This is a genomic window from Dactylosporangium sucinum (assembly GCF_014647515.1).
In the GTDB taxonomy this organism is placed as follows: Bacteria; Actinomycetota; Actinomycetes; order Mycobacteriales; family Micromonosporaceae; genus Dactylosporangium; species Dactylosporangium sucinum.
Genome location: NZ_BMPI01000072.1, coordinates 40,237 through 58,780, shown reverse-complemented (window position 1 = coordinate 58,780; position 18,544 = coordinate 40,237). Strand labels below are relative to the sequence as shown.

At 75.8% G+C, this 18,544-nt stretch carries 11 protein-coding genes; all 11 read right to left on the bottom strand.

Features of this window, described 5'->3' with window-relative positions:
- Positions 1-1,135 (bottom strand): NAD(P)/FAD-dependent oxidoreductase (locus IEZ31_RS45835; RefSeq protein ID WP_190256453.1); only part of this gene is annotated, 1,135 nt, incomplete at its 3' end.
- Between the two features lie 5 nt (positions 1,136-1,140).
- On the bottom strand, positions 1,141-2,319 hold the full coding sequence (locus IEZ31_RS45830; RefSeq protein ID WP_268241751.1) for an FAD-dependent oxidoreductase: 1,179 nt from the start codon (positions 2,317-2,319) through the stop codon (positions 1,141-1,143).
- A 141-nt stretch (positions 2,320-2,460) separates the two neighbouring features.
- Positions 2,461-3,252 carry a hypothetical protein gene (locus IEZ31_RS45825; RefSeq protein ID WP_190256451.1) on the bottom strand — a complete coding sequence of 264 codons (792 nt, stop codon included), beginning with the start codon at positions 3,250-3,252 and terminating at the stop codon, positions 2,461-2,463.
- A gap of 4 nt (positions 3,253-3,256) precedes the next feature.
- The gene (locus tag IEZ31_RS45820; RefSeq protein ID WP_190256450.1) at positions 3,257-4,870 is read right to left on the bottom strand and encodes a hypothetical protein; all 1,614 of its coding nucleotides are present in this window, start codon (positions 4,868-4,870) and stop codon (positions 3,257-3,259) included.
- A 32-nt stretch (positions 4,871-4,902) separates the two neighbouring features.
- Positions 4,903-7,575, bottom strand: a complete 2,673-nt coding sequence (locus IEZ31_RS45815; protein WP_190256449.1) for a tetratricopeptide repeat protein — start codon at positions 7,573-7,575, stop codon at positions 4,903-4,905.
- Positions 7,572-10,160, bottom strand: coding sequence for a protein kinase domain-containing protein (locus IEZ31_RS45810; RefSeq protein WP_190256448.1), 2,589 nt, complete (start codon positions 10,158-10,160; stop codon positions 7,572-7,574). The genes IEZ31_RS45815 and IEZ31_RS45810 overlap by 4 nt, the downstream gene beginning before the upstream one ends.
- Positions 10,157-10,648, bottom strand: a complete 492-nt coding sequence (locus IEZ31_RS45805) for an FHA domain-containing protein (protein WP_190256447.1) — start codon at positions 10,646-10,648, stop codon at positions 10,157-10,159. Before IEZ31_RS45805 ends, IEZ31_RS45810 begins: the two co-directional genes overlap by 4 nt.
- Positions 10,636-11,283 carry a 4Fe-4S cluster-binding domain-containing protein gene (locus tag IEZ31_RS45800; RefSeq protein WP_190256446.1) on the bottom strand — a complete coding sequence of 216 codons (648 nt, stop codon included), beginning with the start codon at positions 11,281-11,283 and terminating at the stop codon, positions 10,636-10,638. Before IEZ31_RS45800 ends, IEZ31_RS45805 begins: the two co-directional genes overlap by 13 nt.
- The gene (locus IEZ31_RS45795) at positions 11,283-13,133 is read right to left on the bottom strand and encodes an AAA family ATPase (protein ID WP_190256445.1); all 1,851 of its coding nucleotides are present in this window, start codon (positions 13,131-13,133) and stop codon (positions 11,283-11,285) included. The genes IEZ31_RS45800 and IEZ31_RS45795 overlap by 1 nt, the downstream gene beginning before the upstream one ends.
- Positions 13,130-14,350, bottom strand: a complete 1,221-nt coding sequence (locus IEZ31_RS45790) for a hypothetical protein (protein ID WP_190256444.1) — start codon at positions 14,348-14,350, stop codon at positions 13,130-13,132. Before IEZ31_RS45790 ends, IEZ31_RS45795 begins: the two co-directional genes overlap by 4 nt.
- A 47-nt stretch (positions 14,351-14,397) precedes the next feature.
- Positions 14,398-18,243, bottom strand: a complete 3,846-nt coding sequence (locus IEZ31_RS58410) for a CHAT domain-containing protein (protein ID WP_268241752.1) — start codon at positions 18,241-18,243, stop codon at positions 14,398-14,400.
- Positions 18,244-18,544 lie beyond the last annotated feature (301 nt).

The following is an 18,544-nucleotide window of genomic DNA, read 5'->3' as shown; positions in this document are numbered from 1 at the left end:
CGCGGGTGTAGATCGGGTGCTCGTAGACCATCCGGGCGAGGACCAGTTCGGGGTCGACGGCGGCGCCGCCGTTGAGGGTGACGACGACCGGCGTGGTGGTGGGCAGGGACTGCAGGCGGTTCATGCTGTAGCTGATCCGCACACCGCCGGTTGCCGTGCGGCAGGTCGGCTGGGAGTAGTTCCAGGCGGCGCGGATGTGTGGGTTCGCCGGCAGTACCGATGCGTCGGTGTGCAGCACCGCCTCGTTGCGGGTGTAGGCGAAGGCTCCGAGCAGCTGCCGCTCCTGCACGGTCGGCCGCTCCAGCAGGCGCAGCGCCTGGTCGGCGTGGGTGGCGACGACGACGCCGGCGAAGTCGTGGGCGGCGCCGGTGACGTCGCGGATGGTCACCCCGTCGGCGTGGCGCTGCACCGCACGGACGGCGGCGCCGGCGCGCACGGTCCCGAGCTTCGCGGCGACCGCCTCGACGTAGCTGCGCGAGCCGCCGCGCACGGTGCGCCAGCCCGGCGAGCGGCGCACCTGGAGCATCGTGTGGTTGTCCAGGAACGCGAACAGGTACCGGGCCGGGTAGTCGCTTGCCAGCTGCGGGCCGCAGCTCCACACGGCGGCCACGAGCGGGGCGACGAAGTGGTCGGTGAAGTGGCGCGAGAACCGGCCGGCGGCCAGGAACTCGCCGATGGTCGGCTGGGGCGTGTCGGCGGCCGCGGGCTGGGCCAGCAGGCGGCGGGCTCGGCGGTAGAACCGCGGCACCTGTCCGAGCAGCGCCAGGTGGCGGCCGCGGGCGGCGAGGCTCCCGCCGCGAGGCAGCAGCCCGGCCGGACCGCGGGAGCCGGCGTAGGCCAGGCCGCAGCCGTCGCAGCGCACGGACATGCTCATGGCGGCGGGGCGGGTGGCCACGCCGAGCTCGGTGAAGAGGCCGCCGAGGAGGGGGTATGTCCGCGCGTTGTGGACGATGAAGCCGGAGTCGACGGGCAGGACGCCACCGTCGGTGGGCACGTCGTGGGTGTGTGCGTGGCCGCCGAGCCGGTCGTCGGCCTCGAAGAGCGTCACGTCCGCGACCCGCTGTAGCAGGTGGGCCGCGGTGAGGCCGGCGACACCGGCGCCGACGACGGCGACGCGGGGCGGAGAGTCGGGCATCGGGCTCACCCGACCCGGGCGGCCGGGCTGGTCGTCAGGCCGTACGCGTGGCGGATCTGCCGATAGGCGGCCAGCGCCGTGCGGGCGGCGCCCTCGCCGGAGTCGACGGGGTAGCCGTTGCGCAGGTAGGAGCCGGCCAGGTAGAGGCCGGGCACGGCGCGGGTCACGACCGCGTCCGGGCGCAGGTAGGTGGCGGCGTAGACCGCCTCGTGGGGCAGCTGGTTGTCGCGCACCCCGACGGAGCGCAGTGGGTGCCGCAGCCCGAGGAATTGGCGGACCTTGCCCAGGACGAAGTCGTCGGCGCTGCTCGCCGCCCGGGTTACCAGCACGATGGAGCGGCGGTGAGCGGGCTGCAGGACGATGTTGATGCCGTCGCGGCAGTACATCGCCGGCCCGGCCGCAGCGAGGATGGGCTCGGCGGGGTCCAGCTCGACGGTGATCGCCTTACAGTGCGTGTGGTTGAGGGCCCGCACCGCGGTGGGCAGGCCGGAGGCGGCCAGCAGCGGGATGACGTCGGGCACGAACGCGGCGACGATGACGGCGTCAAAGACCTCGGTGCCGCCCGCGGTCTCGATGGAGATCCCGCCCGGCACTGGGGTCAGCCGCGTCACCGGGCACCCGGTCCGCAGCTCGACGCCCCGCTCGCTCAGGTGCCGGACCCAGGGCTCGATCAGGTGGGTGCGGGTCGGCCCGTCGAAGGTGTAGGCGGTCCGGGACCGCAGCAGGCTCAACGCCATGCGCAACAGCGCGAGGCGGGAGAAGTTCTTCAGGGAGCCGTAGCGGTTGGCGTTGGCGCCGCGGTACTGCTCGGCGACGAGGGGCGAGCGCGGCCGCCGGATCATCTGCAATCGCCGGCTCAGCGGGATCTCCTTGGCGAAGACGCGGTACAGGTGCGACACCTCGACCCAGCCGTGCCCGCCGGCGTAGCTGTACCGCCGCAGCCGCTGCAGGTGGGCGTGGACGCTGCGCCCGTCGGTGCCGGCGATGCGGCGCAGGATGCCGAAGAGGGTGTGGTAGTCGTCGAGGAAGATCCGCGGGCAGTGCTCGCCCTGCTCGGTGGTATTGGCGCGGCCGCCGGGCACGGCGTCGCGCTCGATGACGACGGTCTCGACGCCGGAGTGGTCGGCGAGGTAAAAGGCACAGCTCAAGCCGGAGATCCCGGATCCGATGACGGCGACGCGCACGCCTGCCTCCCGCTGGGGTGGGCCCGGCCGGGGTTGGCCGGGCCGCGGACCCCTGCAGGAAAGCTGCCCGGACGCGGGCGGCGACAGCAGTGCGGCCCGGTCCGGACGGGGTCCGCTCGCGGGCCGTACGGGGCCGAACGGTCAAACGCCCTTGCGCAGGTTCGCGGTGAGGCGGCGGCCGGCGTCGGGGTCGAGGCCGGTGAGCCGGTCAGGCAGCGCAGCGGCGTGCAGGTCGAACGCCGCCTCGAGCAGGTCGGCCCGGTAGGCGACGGCGGACCGGCCGCGCGCCCACCCGGCCAGGGCCAGCACGACGGCGATGCCGAGCAGCGGCCACCACGCCAGGCCCAGAGCGGCGAACGGCACGGCCCACGCCGCCAGCCGGGTACTGCGCTCCCACCCCGCCTTCGCCGCCCGCACCTCGGCCCGCTCCGGCTCGGGCAGGACCAGCCACAGCCGCGGCCACACGGTGACCAGGTCCAGCCCGTAGGCCGCGCCGACCCGCTGCTCGACGGCCGCCCACCGGTCCCCCATCCAGGTCGGCCGGCGCGGCGGGGCGAGCGCGATCGCCGCCCGCCGGCGCCGCGCCCGTGCCTGATCCTCGACGGGTGCCCGTTCCTCGGCGAGCCGCTCCGCCAGCTCGTGGGCCCGCAGCCACCGCCGGCTCCGCCATCCGGTGAGCGGGCCGGCCCCCATCGGCCACCGGCCGAGCCAGACCGCCGAGACGCCCGTCGCGAGCAGCGGGACCAGCAGCCCGACCGCCACCCACGCCAGGGCGAGGGCGACGCCGGCGGTGACGTCCGGCGCGAGGCCGAGCCGCCGCGGGTCGTGCCCGGGCGCGCCAGCGACGGCGGCCGCGGCCACCCAAACCGCGCCGAGCGGCCCGAGCGCCTGCCGCCATCTGTCCGGCCGTCCCCCGTCCTCGTCGTCCGTCATAGGGCTACCGCAGCGCCTGGGTCATGGCCGTGCCCTGCAGCGGGCACGGCGGCCGGCCGCCGCCGGGCGGGCGCCGCGCCTCGCGGCCACAGGGCCGCTCCAGCGGGCAGGTGAAGTACTCGCCCACGACTGGAGTCCCGCCACCGAACCCGGTGAGCCCGTGCCGGACGTCCTCGTCGGCCCCGGACAGCCGGCGCACGAGGGCGGCGTGGTCGGCGGCGATGTCGTGGCCGAGGCGGGCCCGCGTGACCAGATCCTCGACCTCGCCGCCCAGGCCGCGCCGGTGGGCCGTCTCGCGCAGCGCAGGCAGGTTGGCACACAGCACCGAGACCGGGCCGGCGGCGCTGCGCCGCGTGGCGCCGGCCGCCAGTCGGTTCTCGGCGTCCGCGGTGCTCGCGACGCCGCCGGGCTCGGCGACCGGGCCGGCGGCATCGGCGTCCTGCAGGTAGGCGGCGGCCGCGCGGGCGGCCAGGCGCAGGTACCACTCCCGGTGCGCGGGCGCGGTGGTGGGGCGGCCCAGGAACATCAGCGCGCAGGCCGAGAGCGACAACAGCGACTGCTGCCGCCACTCGTCGACCAGACCCTTGGGGCGGATCCAGTCGAGCTGGGCGGCGCGGACCTGGTCGAGGAACTCGGGCAGCCACCGCGGCAGCATGTCGCGGCCGTCCGCGGCGGCATCGCCGACGAGCAGGCCGAGCAGCAGCTCGCGCTGCTGATCGCTGCGCTCGTCCATGGTGCGGTCCAGGATGGTGAGCACGAGCTGGACCGGGTCGCGGGTCAGGGGCGCGCTGCGCTCGTAGCGGGACAGGTCGATGAGGTGGTAGTCGCCGGGCTCGCGTTCCGTGGCGACCAGGATGTTCTCGGGGTGCAGGTCCCCGTGCGCCCGCCCGGTCAGCAGCGGCACCGACCGACCGGCGGTGAGGACCGGGTCACGGACGAGAGCGAACGGGTTGGGCAGCGAGCGGAGTTCGCCGGGCAGATCGAGCCGAGGCTCGGGCCAGCGCTGCACCTCGGCGTGCAGCGGCTGGCCGGGCTCGAGGCGGTGCAGCAGGTGGCGCCGCAGTACCTCACCGACGGCGACCGCCTCCATCACCGGCTCACCGGCCCAGTCGGCGAGCAGCCCGCGGACCACGGCGGTGCAGACTGCGGCGAAGCTGCCCCGGTCGCACGGCGTCACCAGGCGATGGTCGACGCCATCCACCTTCGCCTCGGGCACGCCGGCCAGCATTGCCGACAGGACCCGGTAGTCGGTGAAGCTGCCGCCGACGATGTTCTGGAAGGTGATCCAGGAGCCGTCGCCGACCCGGACCGGCTCGCCGACCGGCGCGACCAGGTGCGCCTTCGCGAAGTCCGGCGCGTCGTCCAGGGCCTCCTGGTGGCGGGCGAACTCGGCGCGGTGCAGTTGGGTGCTGTCGGCGACGTCATGCTTGAGCATCAGCTTGCGGGCCGAGCCGGCGCCGACCTCGAAAACGGCGCCGACGTTGGCAGTCGAGCGGCCGTTGACGAACCAGCCGGCGTAGCGGTACTGCACCCGGCGCAGCGCCGCCGACTCGCCGAGCGCCTGCGCGGCCGCCGGGCCCAGCTTGGCTGCCAGGTTCCGGTCGATCGGGGGTTCCATGTCGTCGTACTCCTCGTGGTCCGGGCGCCGGTTCAGCTGGCCGGGCGCCGGCGCAGTGCGTCGAGATCGGCGCGGCTGGCGGTGGTGTCGCGGTGACGCGAGCCGAGCACCCGGCGCCGGGCGTCGAGGACGGCGCTGAGCTCGGCGTCCGCGGTGCGGTAGTCGCCGCGGCGGGCCAGGATTTGGCCGAGCCGGTGGCGGGTGGCGAGGGTGGCCGGGTGTTCGTCGCCGAGGGTGCGCCGTCGCACGTCGAGCAGCGAGTCGGCCGCGGTCTCGGCCTCGTCGAGGGCGCCGAGGTCATACTGCACGTCGATGAGGGCCTGCAGCGCGGTCAGCGTGCGCGGGTGCTCGGCGCCCAGGACCCGGCGGCTGACCCCGACAAGCTCGGCCAGGCCGTCAGCGGCGGCCAGCCGGTCACCGCAGTCCCGCAGCACCAGCGCCCGGTGGTAGCGGGTGACGAGCGCCGCCGGGTGGTCGAGGCCGAGCACCCGGCCCTGCACCGCCAGGACCGCGTCGAGCTCCGGCCCGGCCAGGTCCGCCCGGCCTCGGGCGCGCAGCACGTCGGCCGCGACGTTGCGGGTGGTCAGCGTGTCCGGGTGCTCCTCGCCGAGGACCGCCCGGCGCTGCTGCAGTGTGTGGCTCAGCAGCCGCTCGGCCCGGCCCAGCTCGCCGCGGTCGCGCAGGACGCGGGCCAGGTAATGCTGGGTGGTCAGCGTGTCGGGGTCGTCCGGGCCGAGCACCCGCTGCCGGGCGGCGAGCACGTCGCGCAGCTCGCGGGCCGCGGTGTCGAGCCGCCCCAGGTCGTACTGCACCCGGCCGTGCTCGTGGGCGACGCCGAGCAGCTGCGGGTGGTCAGGGGCGAACACCCGGCGCCCGATGCGTAGCATCCGCTGCTGCGCGGCCGCGGCCCGGCGCAGCTGGCCGGTCGCCCGCAGGAAGCGGGTGGCCTGGATGGCCGGGGTCAGCAGGTCCGGCGGGACGTCCCGGGCGTCGATGCGGTGTTCCTCGACCAGGCTGAGCGGGCTCTGGCAGTGCTCGGCGAGGGCCTGCCACTGCTCCCAGGTGGTCAGGTCGCGCGGGTCGAGCGGCGCGGTCACCCGGTTGAGCAGGCGCGCCAGCAGCTCGAGGTAGCGGTGAACGTCGGTGTGCAGGTCGGGCTGCTGACGGGAGGTCTCGCGGACCAGCGGGTGGATGGCGATCGTGGTGCCCAGGGCGGGATCGGCGGACTCGGTCCGGGCGACCTCGACCAGGCCGAGCCCGGTCAGTGCCCGCAGCGCCTCCCACACCTGGTAGCGGTCGGCGCCCGGGAACAGCGGCGAGTCGGCCAGCAGCTTCGACACCAGCAGCAGCCCGTGCGGCACCGGGCCGGGCTCGAAGCAGGCCAGCAGGCGCAGCATCGCCCGGGCGTGCGCGACCCGCTGTCGGCCGAGCAGTTCCAGCGACGGCTCCCAGGCACGGCCGATCAGGTCGCGGGCGCGGCGGCCGGCCGGGCCGGCGGCCTCCGCTGGGCCGACGAACAGCTCGTCGTGGCGGCCGTCGGCGAGCGCCTCGGCGAACGCACGGAAGGTGTACACGGGGCGCGGGCCGGCGATCGCCGGTGGGAGACGGCCGGCCTGGGCGAGGTACCGACCGGCGAGCCGAAGGGCAAGCGGGAGTCCCCCGAGCCGCTCAGCCAGGCGCTCGGCGTCCTGCGCGCTGCCCGCGTCCGCGCCGGCCAGCCCGGCCAACACCGCGCCGCCGTCGCGCTCCGACAGCGGGCCGACCGGCACCAGCCGCAGCCACGGCGGCGGAGGGTCGCCCCAGGTGACGTCCCGGCCGTCGCGAGTGGTCAGCAGGACCATCCCGTGTCGGCCGGTGATCGGGCGCAGCCAGCCGGTGCCGTCGGTCAGTTCGCTGCCGGGCAGCGCCAGCCCGCCCCGGGGGTCGTCGACGTTGTCGATGATGAACAGCCACGGCTCGGTCTGCTCGTCGAGTAGCCGCCAGAGCAGGTCGGGCGAGCTGCCGTGGCTCAGCTGCTCGGCGCTCGCGCCGAGCTCCGCGGCGAGCGCCAGCATGCCGGCCCAGACGCTCTCCGCGCCGCCGGCGAAGACCCACCAGGTCCGCACACCCCGCGCCATCGCCCGCTGCGCGACGGCCAAGGCGATCGTGGTCTTGCCGCAGCCGCCGAGGCCGTGCAGGACGTAGGCGGGGCGCGGGCCGGCGCCGTCGCCGGGCTCGAGGCCGGCGACCAGGCCGGCCACGAACTCGTCGCGGCCGCGCAGGGCCGGCTCCACGGCCAGCCGGTCCACCGGCGGGCGGGTGGAGACGAGGGCGGTCCGCCGCAGCCGGGACGGGCCGACCTCCTCGGCCGGCGGCTCGGTGCGCTGCCTCGGGATGTGCAGCCGGGACGGGCCGTCGCCGGGCTCGGCGGGGGCCGCCGCGGCCGTGGGCGGCCGGGCGACCCGGACCCGGCGCAGGGCGTCCTCCCAGGCGGCCAGGGTGGCCTCGTCGGTGACGCCGCAGTCGCGCAGCAGCCGGCTCAGGATGCCCGGCGGCTTGCGGGCCGGGAGGTGCTTGCCGCCGAAGTACCCGCCGACGGTACTCGACGGCAGGCCGATCGCGGCCGCGATCTCGCGCACGGAGCGGCCGGACTCGTGCCGGACCCGGGCCAGCCCGGCCACGAAGTCGGCCCGGGTGCCGATCGCGGCGACGTCCGCGGGCGTCACGTCGCGCCCCGCCACGCCACGGGCTGGCCCGGTGCCGAGCCGGCTGGCGCCCCGCCGTCAGGCAGCGGCGCCTGCTGCAGTAGGACCAGGGTGAGGGCGAGCAGGCCGCCGGCGACCACGAGCCGCACCGGCCAGGGCGCCGTCGCCGTGACGGTCATGCGGGGCGGGCCGGTCAGCGACCGGAAGAGGATCGACACGCCGATGACGACGCCGATGACGATGATCGGCGCCGTCGTGGTGAGCCCGGCCGCGACCGGGTCGAGCGCCCCGACGGCGACGTGCAGCAGGTACGCGGCCATGACGGCGCGCCCGGCCAGCGCCGCGAGCACCCGGGTCGCCCGTGCGCCGCCGCGCCCGCCGTCGGTCTTGCGGGCCAACGCCAGGCAGACGACGACGGCCGCGGCGACGGCAGCCGGCCCGAGCCAGGGGGTCGACGCCGGCAGCAGCGCGGCCATCCAGGCGGCCAGCGGGTCGGTGGCGGTGGCGACGAACTGCGGGGTGTGGGCCCGCAGCCAGGTGACGCCCTGCCAGATCGGGTCGGCGACCTTCGGCTCGGCGGCCGGCCACGAGCGGACCAGCGGCGCCAGGCCGAATGCCTCGATGGCGGCGAAGAGCACCACGGTGAACCACGGCCAAGTGTGCTGCGCGGCCCGCCGGTCGAGGCGCCCCACCCCGTCACCGGCCCTGGCCCTCAGCCAGGCCACCGCGGCCCAGCGGCCGTCGCCGGGCCGGTCATCGACCCGGCGGGCCTTGGACAGTGCCCGCTGGTAGGCCTTGGCCAGCGGTCGCATCGTCTCGACGACGACGAGGGCGGCGAGGCTGTCGGTGCTGTCTGGCTCGGCGGTCAGGGCGGCCCGGCGCCGCAGCCGCCACCACGGCTCGTCCGGGCGCAGCGCGAGCCGCAGCGCGAGGCGGCGGGTCTTGACCGTCTCCGGCGCGGTCGCCAGCAGCACGGCGTCGGCGCACACGTCGGCCTCGACGGCCGGGGTGAGCACCCGGCCGCCGACCTCGTCGAGCGACGCGGCCCGCCGCGCGTCCTGGTCGCCGGACCGTTCGAACTCGGCCGGCAGTGTGGCCAGGTTGTTCATGGCGATGGTGACGGCGCGCGGCACGAGCCGACCGAGCGCGGCAAGCCACCGGCAGCCGTCGCCGGTGCAGTCGGCGTGCTGGCAGCGGTGCCGGGCGGCGTACGGCAGTACCCCGCGCCGGACGACCTCGACCAGCAGCGCGTGCCGGGACGGGTCGCCGGCCAGGGTGCGCAGCCGCTCGGCGGTCACCGCGACCCCCCGATAGCGCGGCGGCAGGTTCGGCAGGTATGTGGCGGCGAACGCGGCCACGGCGACGTGCGCGGACACCGGGTCGCCGGCCACATCGGCCAGCACCCGCCGGTCAAAGCGATTGTCCTTGAGGTTGTCGGCGAGCCACTCGCCGAGCCGGGTCGCGCCGGGGCCGGCGAGCCAGGCGGCCGCCTCGTCGCTCGCGTCGACCATGGCCGCGGCCAGCGCGACCGGGTCGGTGTACGGCGTGCTCTCGAACGTCACCGGCGTGCGGGCCGAACCGCTCCCCCGGCGGACCGGGACCTTGCGGCCAGCGAGCCAGTCGCGCACCTGCGTCGCGCCCCAGCGGTCCTCCGGGCGGCGGGTCAGCAGCCCGGCGACCAGGTCCCGCCACGCCTCGGGCAACTTGCTGACGTCGGGCTCGTCGAAGACCAGCGCGACCCGGACGGTGTCCTCGGTAAGGTCCTCGCCGAAGACAGGCCGGCCGGTGAGCAGCTCGTAGCAGATCGCGCCGAGGCTCCAGTACGGACCGAGGGGGTCGTTGAGCCCGGCCAGCGCCTCCGGCGACATGTAGGCGGCCTTGGCCATCAGGTCGGCGAAGCGCTTGCTGACGCCGGTGCTGAGCACGCCGCCGAAGTCGCCGAGCACGAACTGCGGGCGGGGGCCGTCGGCGCGGACCAGGACGTTGCCGGGCGACACGTCGGTCTGGCGGCGGCGGACCGTGTTCTCCCAGAAGTCGAACGCGTCGACGAGCTCGGCCACGACCGCCCGCAGCCGGTCCGCGGTGATCGTCCCACCGGCCGGCGCCTCGCGGCGGACCAGGTCGGCGAGCGTGCCGAGCCGGAAGTACTCCATGGCCTCCCAGCCGGACTCGATGCCGTCGGCCAGCCGGGCCACGCCGTAGGCGTGCAGCCGCGGCACGTAGCGGTACAGCGCCGGGTCGTCGAGCCATCGGCGGAGGTCCTCGTCGAACGCGATACCGGGCCGGTACACCTTCAGCGCCAGCGGTACCCCGGGCTCATCGACGGCGTGGGCCAGCCAGACGGTCGCCTCGCCGCCGGAGCCGAGCTGATCGCCGATGACGTACCGGGTCCGCAGCTCGGCCGGGATGAACCGGCTCGGGTCCGGTCCGGCGGCGCCAGACTTGCGTGGGCCGTTCTGGATCCGCGTCACGCCGGGCTGCCGCGGCACGCTCTGGATGCGGGTCGCGCCGGGCTGCGGGTCGGTGGCCGCGGCCCCGCCCGGGCGCTGCCGGCGGGTGGGCGGCTCGGTCGTCTGGGACGCGGGTGCTGTCTCCTCAGGGCTCACACCGGTTCTCCGAACTCGTTGAGCTGCACGATCTTGCAGGGCACGTCGAGCCCCAGGCGCAGTTGCTGGCCGGGGCGCAGCACCGCCGGCTCGCCCGGGATGAGCTTCACACCGTCGACGTAGGTGCCGTTGGCGGAGTCGAGGTCGACGACGGTGAGCCGGCCGTGCTGCCAGGACAGCCGGGCGTGGACGCGGGACACCTGGTCGTAGGGGTCGATGCCGCGGCCGCGGAAGGCCGGGCTGGACCGGCCGATCTCGAGGTCCTCGGCCGGGATGTCGATGAGCTGCCCCCACGGGCAGTCGAGGGCGAGGCCGGTCGGCGGGGCCGCGTCGCCCTCGCCGGCGGCACCCGGGGCCGGATCGGCGACGGGCTCCTCCGGCTCGGTGCGCTCGCGGACGAGCTGCACAAGATCGTCCGGGCAGCTGCCGGGCCGGCCCTGCCGGACCGGGCAGCCGCCGATCGGGCACACCCACGTCACGGCCGCCACGACGGCCGTCCCAGGTCGACGCCGGAGGTGCGCAGCAACCGCTCCATGTGGTTGAGGGTGCCGGGGCGCGGTACGCCGACGTAGTGCACGTCGTCGTCGCCGACGACTACCTGCATGGGCGGCCGCTCGGGCTGGTGCGCCACGAAGCCGGCGTAGCGCTCCCTGCCCAGGTCGCTGAGCAGGTGCAGCCGCTGGTTGGCGGAGCCGCGCCAGACCAGGGTGGTCGGCTCCGCGGTGCGGTACGGGCCGGTGATGAGCGCATCGACCAGGTCCGGCCCGCCAGGCACGAGCGCGGCGAACTCGTCGAGCTCCCGCCCCGTGTAGACCAGCACGTCGGCCGGGCCGTCCGCGGGGTGCGGGGCGCTGCGCACCACGCGGAGCAGGTGGAGCAGGGCCGAGGGCTGCTCGGTCGGCTCCCCGCCGCTCACGGTGAGGCCGGTGGCGCCGCCGGCGAGCGCTGCGGCCCAGGCCGCGGCGAACCACGACTCCGGTACCTCGGCCCCGCCGTCGGCCGCCCAGGTGTCCCGCGACATGCAGCCGGGGCAGGCGATCGGGCAGCCCTGGAACCACACGCCGAGCCGCCGGCCCGGTCCGAGCGCCGTGACCGGGAAGAAGACGCGCGCCAGCCGAGCCATCAGCTCACCTCCACGCGCCAGTCGCCGTCGGAACCGGCGATCGACGTGAGGGTGACGACGGAGCCGGGGGCGGGCGCCTTGTCGAAGATCCACCGGCCGAGTGGGTTGACCACGACGGTCTCGACCATGGTGCCGATCGCCCGTCCGCCGTCGGCGAGGCGCTCGAGCATGATGTCGCCGAGCTTGGCCTCGACGTCGGGCCGGATGTCCAGCCGCAGCTCGTGGGCCCGGGCGACGCGGGCCGCGACCGACTGCAGCGCCTTGGCCAGGATGAGCGGCGCGACGTGGGGGCGGATGTAGTCGAGCACGACGTAGCTGTCGCCGAACCGGTTGCGCAGCTCGGGGCGGCCGAGCGTCTGGTTGAAGAAGCGGGTGAAGGCGTCGCGCAGCAGCTGCTCCACCTGGGCCGGCTGGGTGTGGTAGCTGACGGCCGACGCTCCGGCGGCCATGGCGCCGCCGATTGCGGTGTCCTTGGCCTCGCTGACGCCGAGGTTGGAGGTGAAGACCAGGAAGCACTCGGTGAAGTACACGGTCGCGCCCCGGCCGTCGGTGAGCCGGCCGTCCTCGAGGATCTGCAGGAACAGGTCGAAGATACGCGGGTGGGCCTTGTCGATCTCGTCGAAGAGCAGGACGCTGACGGGGTTGGCCCGCACTGCGTTGGTGAGCTCGCCGCCTGCGGCGTAGCCGACGTAGCCGGGCGGCGCGCCGATCAGCCGCTGGTGCGCCTCGTCGGCCCGGAACTCGCTCATGTCGAAGCGGTGCGGGGTGGCGTCCGCGCCGAGCACCAGGCTGGCGATCGCCTTGGCCAGCTCGGTCTTGCCGACGCCGGTGGGGCCGGCCAGGAAGAGCACCCCACGGGGGCGGTTGGGGGAGCTGGAGACGTGGGCGCCGTTAAGGCCGACCGCCGAGCGGATCAGGATGTCGACGGCCTTGCGGACCGCGCGCTCCTGGCCGACGACGCGCGCGTTGAGGTACCCCTCGGCCTGGCTGATCTTCTCACGGAGCCGATCGGCCGACCAGGGATCGTCGGTGATGCCGACCTGCAGCAGCCGCGCGGCGTCGGCGTAACGGTCGGCGGGCAGGCCGCGATCCCGGGCCAGCCGGCCGCAGGCGATCACGTCGCGGACGGTCATGTCGTGGGTGACCTCGGCCATCGCCAGCGCCCGGGCCCGCCGGTCGGCCGGCTCGGCGGCCGCGAACAGGATGCGGGCGGCCGCCGCGCGGACGTCGAGGGTGGGCCGGGGCACGGGAACCACCCGCAGCATCGGGCTGCCGATGGGGAAGAGCGGGTGCAGCTCCTCCTGCCGCTCGCATACCCACACGACGGTGTTGTACGGCGCCATCGTGGAGGTCGGCGCATGCGCGCGCGTCGGGGCGGCCTGGTGGCCGAGCACCTCGGCGCGGGTCAGCAGGGCGCGGTCGGCCGGGTCGAGCAGCCCGTCGGCCGGGGCGAGTCTGGAGGTGTACGGCAAGATCAACGCGACCGGCGCCTCCCGGTTCTGCACCACCTGGACGAGCAGGTCGCCGATCGCGGCCGGGCTGTCGTACGCGGTGCGCTGCAGCGCCGTCATCCATGCGGGCGGTCCGTCGTCGGCCCGCACATCGACCCGGGCGGTGACCGGGTTCAGCACGAGCATCGCCGCGTAGCCCCGCCCGGACACCACTTTCCACACCATCTCCGGCAGCTCGACGAGGTCGACCTCGCCCTCGGCGTCCGGACCGGCGCCGGCAGGCGGCGGGGTGTGTACCGGGTACAGGTCGCGCACGTTGCCGCTGAGCAGCACCTGCGGGTGCAGCGGCAGCGACAGCTCGATCTCGCGGGCCCAGGCCGGCAGCGTCGGCGCAATCATGCCGTCCTTCCCTTCGTCTGGCGGGCGGCCTGCCGCTGCCGCTCGTGCTCGGCCGCCCGCCGCTGCGGCTCTGCTTCCTGGGCCTGAGCGCTCTCGGTCGCGGCGGTCTGGTCCGCGGCCAGCCAGTGCCGGGCGGGCATCGTCGCGACCTGGGACCGGACCGGCCGGCGCTGCACCGTCCGCAGCAGCAGGCCGCCGGTGGCGAGGTCCGCCTCGACACGGTCGAAGTCGGCGCAGTGCAGCCGCTGGGCGGCCTCGTCGCCCGCGTCGTCGGCGACGTCGTCGCGGCGCACCGTGGTGGCCTGCAGGCGGTCGCGGTCCGGGTCGATGGTCAGCCGCACGCCGTAGCCCGGGGTTTTCGCCGAGGTCAGCAGCGCCACCTGGCGGCCGTCGGCGAGCAGGTCCTCGAAGGATTCGCCGAGCTCGTACCCCTGCGCCCGCAGGGCGGCCAGCACCTGCGCGGTGACCTCGATGCGGGCGTGGCGGCGGCGGTGCTCGGCCACCGTCTCGCGCACCTCGGGGCCAAGGCCGGCCAGGTCGGGGTCCAGCGTCTGCCGAATCCGCCGGCGCAGCGCCGCCCGCGGCTGCGCGGGCAGCTCGCCGGCCAGAGTGAGCAGCTCGGTGCGGACCTGCTCGGCCGCCTCGCTGTCGCGGCGCCGCTGGATCGACGCCGACAACCGCGACTCGAGGTCGGTCAGGGCGCGGCGGGCCTGGGCCGCATCCAGGTCGCCGACGCGCTCCGCCAGCCGGGTCAGGCCGTCGCGCTCGTCATCGGCGCAGCGGGCGGCCTCTGCCTCGACCAGCTCCGCGGCCGCCCGGGCCAGTGCGGCGGCGGCCGCGGCGCGCTCCTCAGCCAGGGCCGCCCCGAGCGACGGCTCGACCGGCAGGGCGGTCCTGGCGGCCGGGGTCGCCGCCCAGCGGGCCGCCCGCTCCTGGGCGCGCTCGGCCACCGCGCTCTCGAGCCGGGTCTCAAGGGCGTCGAGGCCGGTGCGGGCCTCGGTCACCGCGATGCTCAGCTGCGCCGAGCTCGCGTCCTGGGCGACGTCGGCGACCGTGGCCCGGGCGGCGCGGATGCCCTGGGTCGCCAGCGCGTTCTGCAGCCGCTCCAGCTGCCGGTGGCGCACCCGAAGGCGCTCGAGCTCGGCGCGCAGCTCGGCCTGGCGCTGCCGCTCTCGCTCCTGCTCGTAGGCCCAGTCGTAGGACGTTCCGGAACTCACTGCGGCACCCCCGGGCGGGACTGGATTCGGTCGGAGAGCATCACCGGTCACCGGCCCAGATGGGCGAAGCCGGCCCAGCGGTACGGCTCGGCCAGCCGGTCGAGGTCGACCTGGCGCGCGAGCGGCGCCGCCCCGGCCGGCACCGTCCGCCGCGGATCGAGCATCCACAGCTGCGCCCGCCGCAGGGCCTCCCCCGGCTCGCCCGGCGTCTCGCGCAAGAAGTGGTGCAGCATGTACATCAGCAGCCCCGTGCTGGCACTGGGGACCGCCCACAGCGAGCCGACGACCGAGGTGGCCCCGGCGACCTGGAACGCGGTGGACAGGGTGAGCGCCTCGTCGTACTCGGCCCCGGCGACGTTCGTGGTGCACGCGGCCAGCACGACCGTGCCGATCCGCCGGTGCCGGACGGCGAGCCGGATGAGGTCGTCGGCCCGCAGGACGCCACCGGCCAGCCGCAGGTGCGACTCGCTGGGCCGATCGGGCTCGACGACGCCGTGACAGGCGGCGTGCAGCACCGCCGCCGGCGGCTCGTCGGCCGCCGCCAGCCACGCCAGCACCTCGCCGGGCGTGCCGGACCCGTCGCCGGCGGACCCGCCGAGGTACCCGGCGTGGGGGTAGAACGCCCGCCGGATGCCGTCGGCCTCGTCGACGGCGCTCGGCAGGTCGCCGGTCGGGTCGGCGATGATCAGCGCCGGCCCGGCCGTGACCGGCCCCCGCCCGACGGCGTCGCACCAGGTCCGCGCCGAGGCGGCGTAGGAGACGGCGACGTCCTGCACGGCGTAGCGGCGCTCGGCCCCGTCGACCAGCCGCCAGGCCGCATGCCAGGGCACGACGGCGAGCGAACCGGTCGGGACCAGGACCAGCCGCGGCGGGCGGCCCAGCGCGAGGCCCTGGCAATGCTCGACGACCGCCTCGAGGCCGGCCCGCCAGGCCCACGCCGACAGCTGGCTCAGCGACCACCGCCAGGCGTCGGTGTCACCGCCGGTGAGGACCTGGGCCCCGTGGTACGTGTGCAGGTACCAGCCGAGCGGCGAGTCCCCGGCCCGCAGTCCGGGCAGCGGCAACAGCTCGATGCCACCACCAACGGCGACGACGACCGCGTACCCGGGCTCGACGCCCTCGCCCGCCACGAGGTACACGAGCGCGTCCCGCCCGGCGGCCGCCAGCGCGGCTCGGATCTCCTCGGCGGTCACCGGCGCGAACAGCTCCCCCGCGCCCGCGGTGTCCTCGCCACGGGCCAGCGCGGCCACCACCCGGTGCCGCAGGTCGGACACCTCGAACTGCGGGTCCTGGTAGTCGAAGCGTTCGCCGGCCAGCCACTGCGCGGCCAGCGCCGGCTCGCCGCGGTCGGCGAGGGCGGCGTGAACGGTGCCGGCCGCCGCAGTCACGCCGAGGACCAAACCTCGGCCGGCGTCGAGCACCTGGACCAGCTCGGCGAGGATCGCCGGGCGGTCGGCGGGGTCGGCCGCCTCGGCGTCGGCGCGGCACCACTGCGCGCTGAGCCGGACGTCGCCGGCCCGCTGCCGGGCCGCCTGCAAGCCGTAGTCTGCGTCCGACTGCAGGACGACCTGCCAGGCCCGGCCGCGCAGCGCCGTCAGCGCGCGGGCCCGAGCCCGGGCGAGGTCGTCCCCGCCGCCGCGGCGACGGTCCAGCCGGGCGAGGTTGAACCAGGCCGCCGCCCACGCCGGGTCGCTGGGGTGCGCGCGGCCGGTGGTGGCCTCCTGGGCCCAGCGCTGTGCGGCCGTGTCGAGGAGCGGGTCCTGGTGTCGGTCGAGGAGCTCGATCGCCTGGCCGACCGCGATGGTCAGCATCGGGCCACGGATCGGCTGATTCGGGCTGGCCGCGTCGACGGCCTCGACGAATTCCCGGCCGGCTGCGGCCCGCTCGGCCGGCGTCCCGCGGTTGTACGCCACCGTCACGGACGCCGTCGCCGCCATCACCCGGACCCCCTGGGCGAGGTGGTAGCCGAACAGCCCGCCCGACAGGGCGGTTCCCGACGGCAGCGAGGCGACGAATGCGGCGATCTCCGCGGGGCCGGCGCCCTCCCGGAGCATCCGCGGCAGGCTCAGCGCCGCCCCCATCAGCCGCTCCAGCGGGCTGCCGCCGCCGACGGCCAGCAGCGCCGCGGCCGCCTGGTCGAGGGCCGCCTCCGCCTCCGCGGTCTCGCTGAGGCCGGCCCGGCTGAGCGAGGCAAGCGACTGGAACACCTCCAGCTGTCTCCCGAGCGCCGTGTTGTTGGCGACGTCGCGGCGCGCCTGGTACAGGCCGCTCACAGCGCTGTCCAGGTCGCGGATGTCGCCGGTGCGGGTGCCCCGCACGAGCTTCGCCACCGACATCATCTGGTGCAGGTCGTGCGTCGTCGAGGCGTCGAACTCCGGCATCGCGAGGGCCTCGGACAGCGACGTCAGGCCGAAGTCGCTGCCGCGTTCGTCCTCGAAGATGCCGATGCTGCCGTCGCAGATCGCCAGAACCTGGGCGCGGTGCGGGTCGGCGGGGTGGGTGCGGGCGAGGGCCAGCAGCTCGCGCAGCCGCGCGACGTCCGGGCGGACCAGGTCGTTGGCGGCCAGCATAAGCAGGTGCGTGAGCAGGACGGCAGCAAGGTCGGCCCGGGTCTCCGGGTCGCCGCCGGGCTCGTCGCGGAGCGCCTGGTCGGCCGCGGCGACCATCGGCACGCGGTCGGCCGTCGCCGCGGCCTCGGCGACCTCACCGGCCAGCACCCGCCGCTTGTCGAGTTCGAACTGCGCCTTGAGCCGGTCGCGGTAGGCCATGAGCCGCAGCTCGGCATCCGGCAGGCCCGCGGCGACCGCCCCGGACAGCGCCTCCACCACCCGGGCGAGGTCGTCCGGGTCCTCGGCTTGCGTCCAGCGGGTGAGGTAGGCATTGGCCTGCCACAGGCGCGGGTACCAGACGTCCTCCGGGTCGGTCTCGGCGTTGGCCGCCACCCCGGCCCAGACCGCCGAGGACGCCACGTCGTCGGCGTCCTGGTAGAGCACGCCGCGGTCGCCGAGCAGCTCCGCCAAGGGCATGGCGATGACGGGATCGGGGGCCGCCGCCAGCTCGGCCGCGTGGCGCAGGCACCGGATCGCCTCGTCACGATCGCGGTGGTCGTCGGCCCGCTCAAGGCGCTCGCACAGGTACATGTGCTGCATCCACAGCAGGTTGACCACCTTGGGCTCGCACGCGGGGTCCAGCCGGGCGACGGTCCGCTTGGCGAGCGCGATCGCCCGGTCAGTGTCGCCCGGGTCGTCGTCCTCGCGGCCGCGCGTGTGGTACGCCGAGCACAGCGACAGCACGCCCGAGGCCAAGTCGATGACGCCGGGCGGCAGCTCGTCGACGGACGGCTCGAGCAGCGCGATCGCCTCGTCGAGGTCAGCCCGCCGCTGCGAGTGCAGGTGCCGCTCGCCGTACCCGGCGCCGAGCATCATCCGCAGGGCGGCAGACACGAGCTCGTCGGCGTCGTCGCGCTGGATCGCCGTCAGCGCCCCGAGGAGCGCGTCGAGCTGCTCGGCGGCAGCCGGCCCACCGCGGTGAGCCGCGTAGCGGGACCAGTAGAGCTCGCCGAGGAAGACCGCGACCATGCCGGGGTCGGCGCCGGCCGGGTCGGCAAGGGCGCGCTCGCACCAGTCGATCGCCGGGTGCAGCTCGTCCGGCTCGTCGTCGCTGCGGTAGGCGTGCGCGAGCGCGCGGCAGTAGGACCAGAACGCGCGGTCCGGATGGTCACCGGCGTGCTCGGTGGCGTAGGTCAGATCCTCCAGCGCCGCTTTGAGATCGGCTGGGTCGAGGGCGAGCTCGTAGGACTCCAGGTGCGACAGGCCGCGGTGGGCGCGGTCCGCTGCCAGGTCCGGCGTAAGGGCCGGTGCCGGTAAGTCAACACTGTCGGGGGCCGCTCTCATCACCCGCCCAAGGTCACCGGGTCTGGGCGCAGTGCCCGGCCCGCCTGCGGGAAGCAGATGCGTCACCGTACCGACACGCAGAGATCGGAAACAATGACCCGATCCGGTTCGCCCGAAGCGACGATCTGGCAGCGTCGCGCGGCCGAACGCGGCCTCGTTCCAGCAGTCGGCATCGTCCGTCCCTCGTCCCCGGCCGGCCCCTCCGGCGTGGCCGGATCCAAGGAGAGCCGAGGTCCGGGCGTTTGAGTAGGGCCGCGGCCGAGTCCGTACAACCCCGTACAGCGGCGCGTACGGAGCGCGA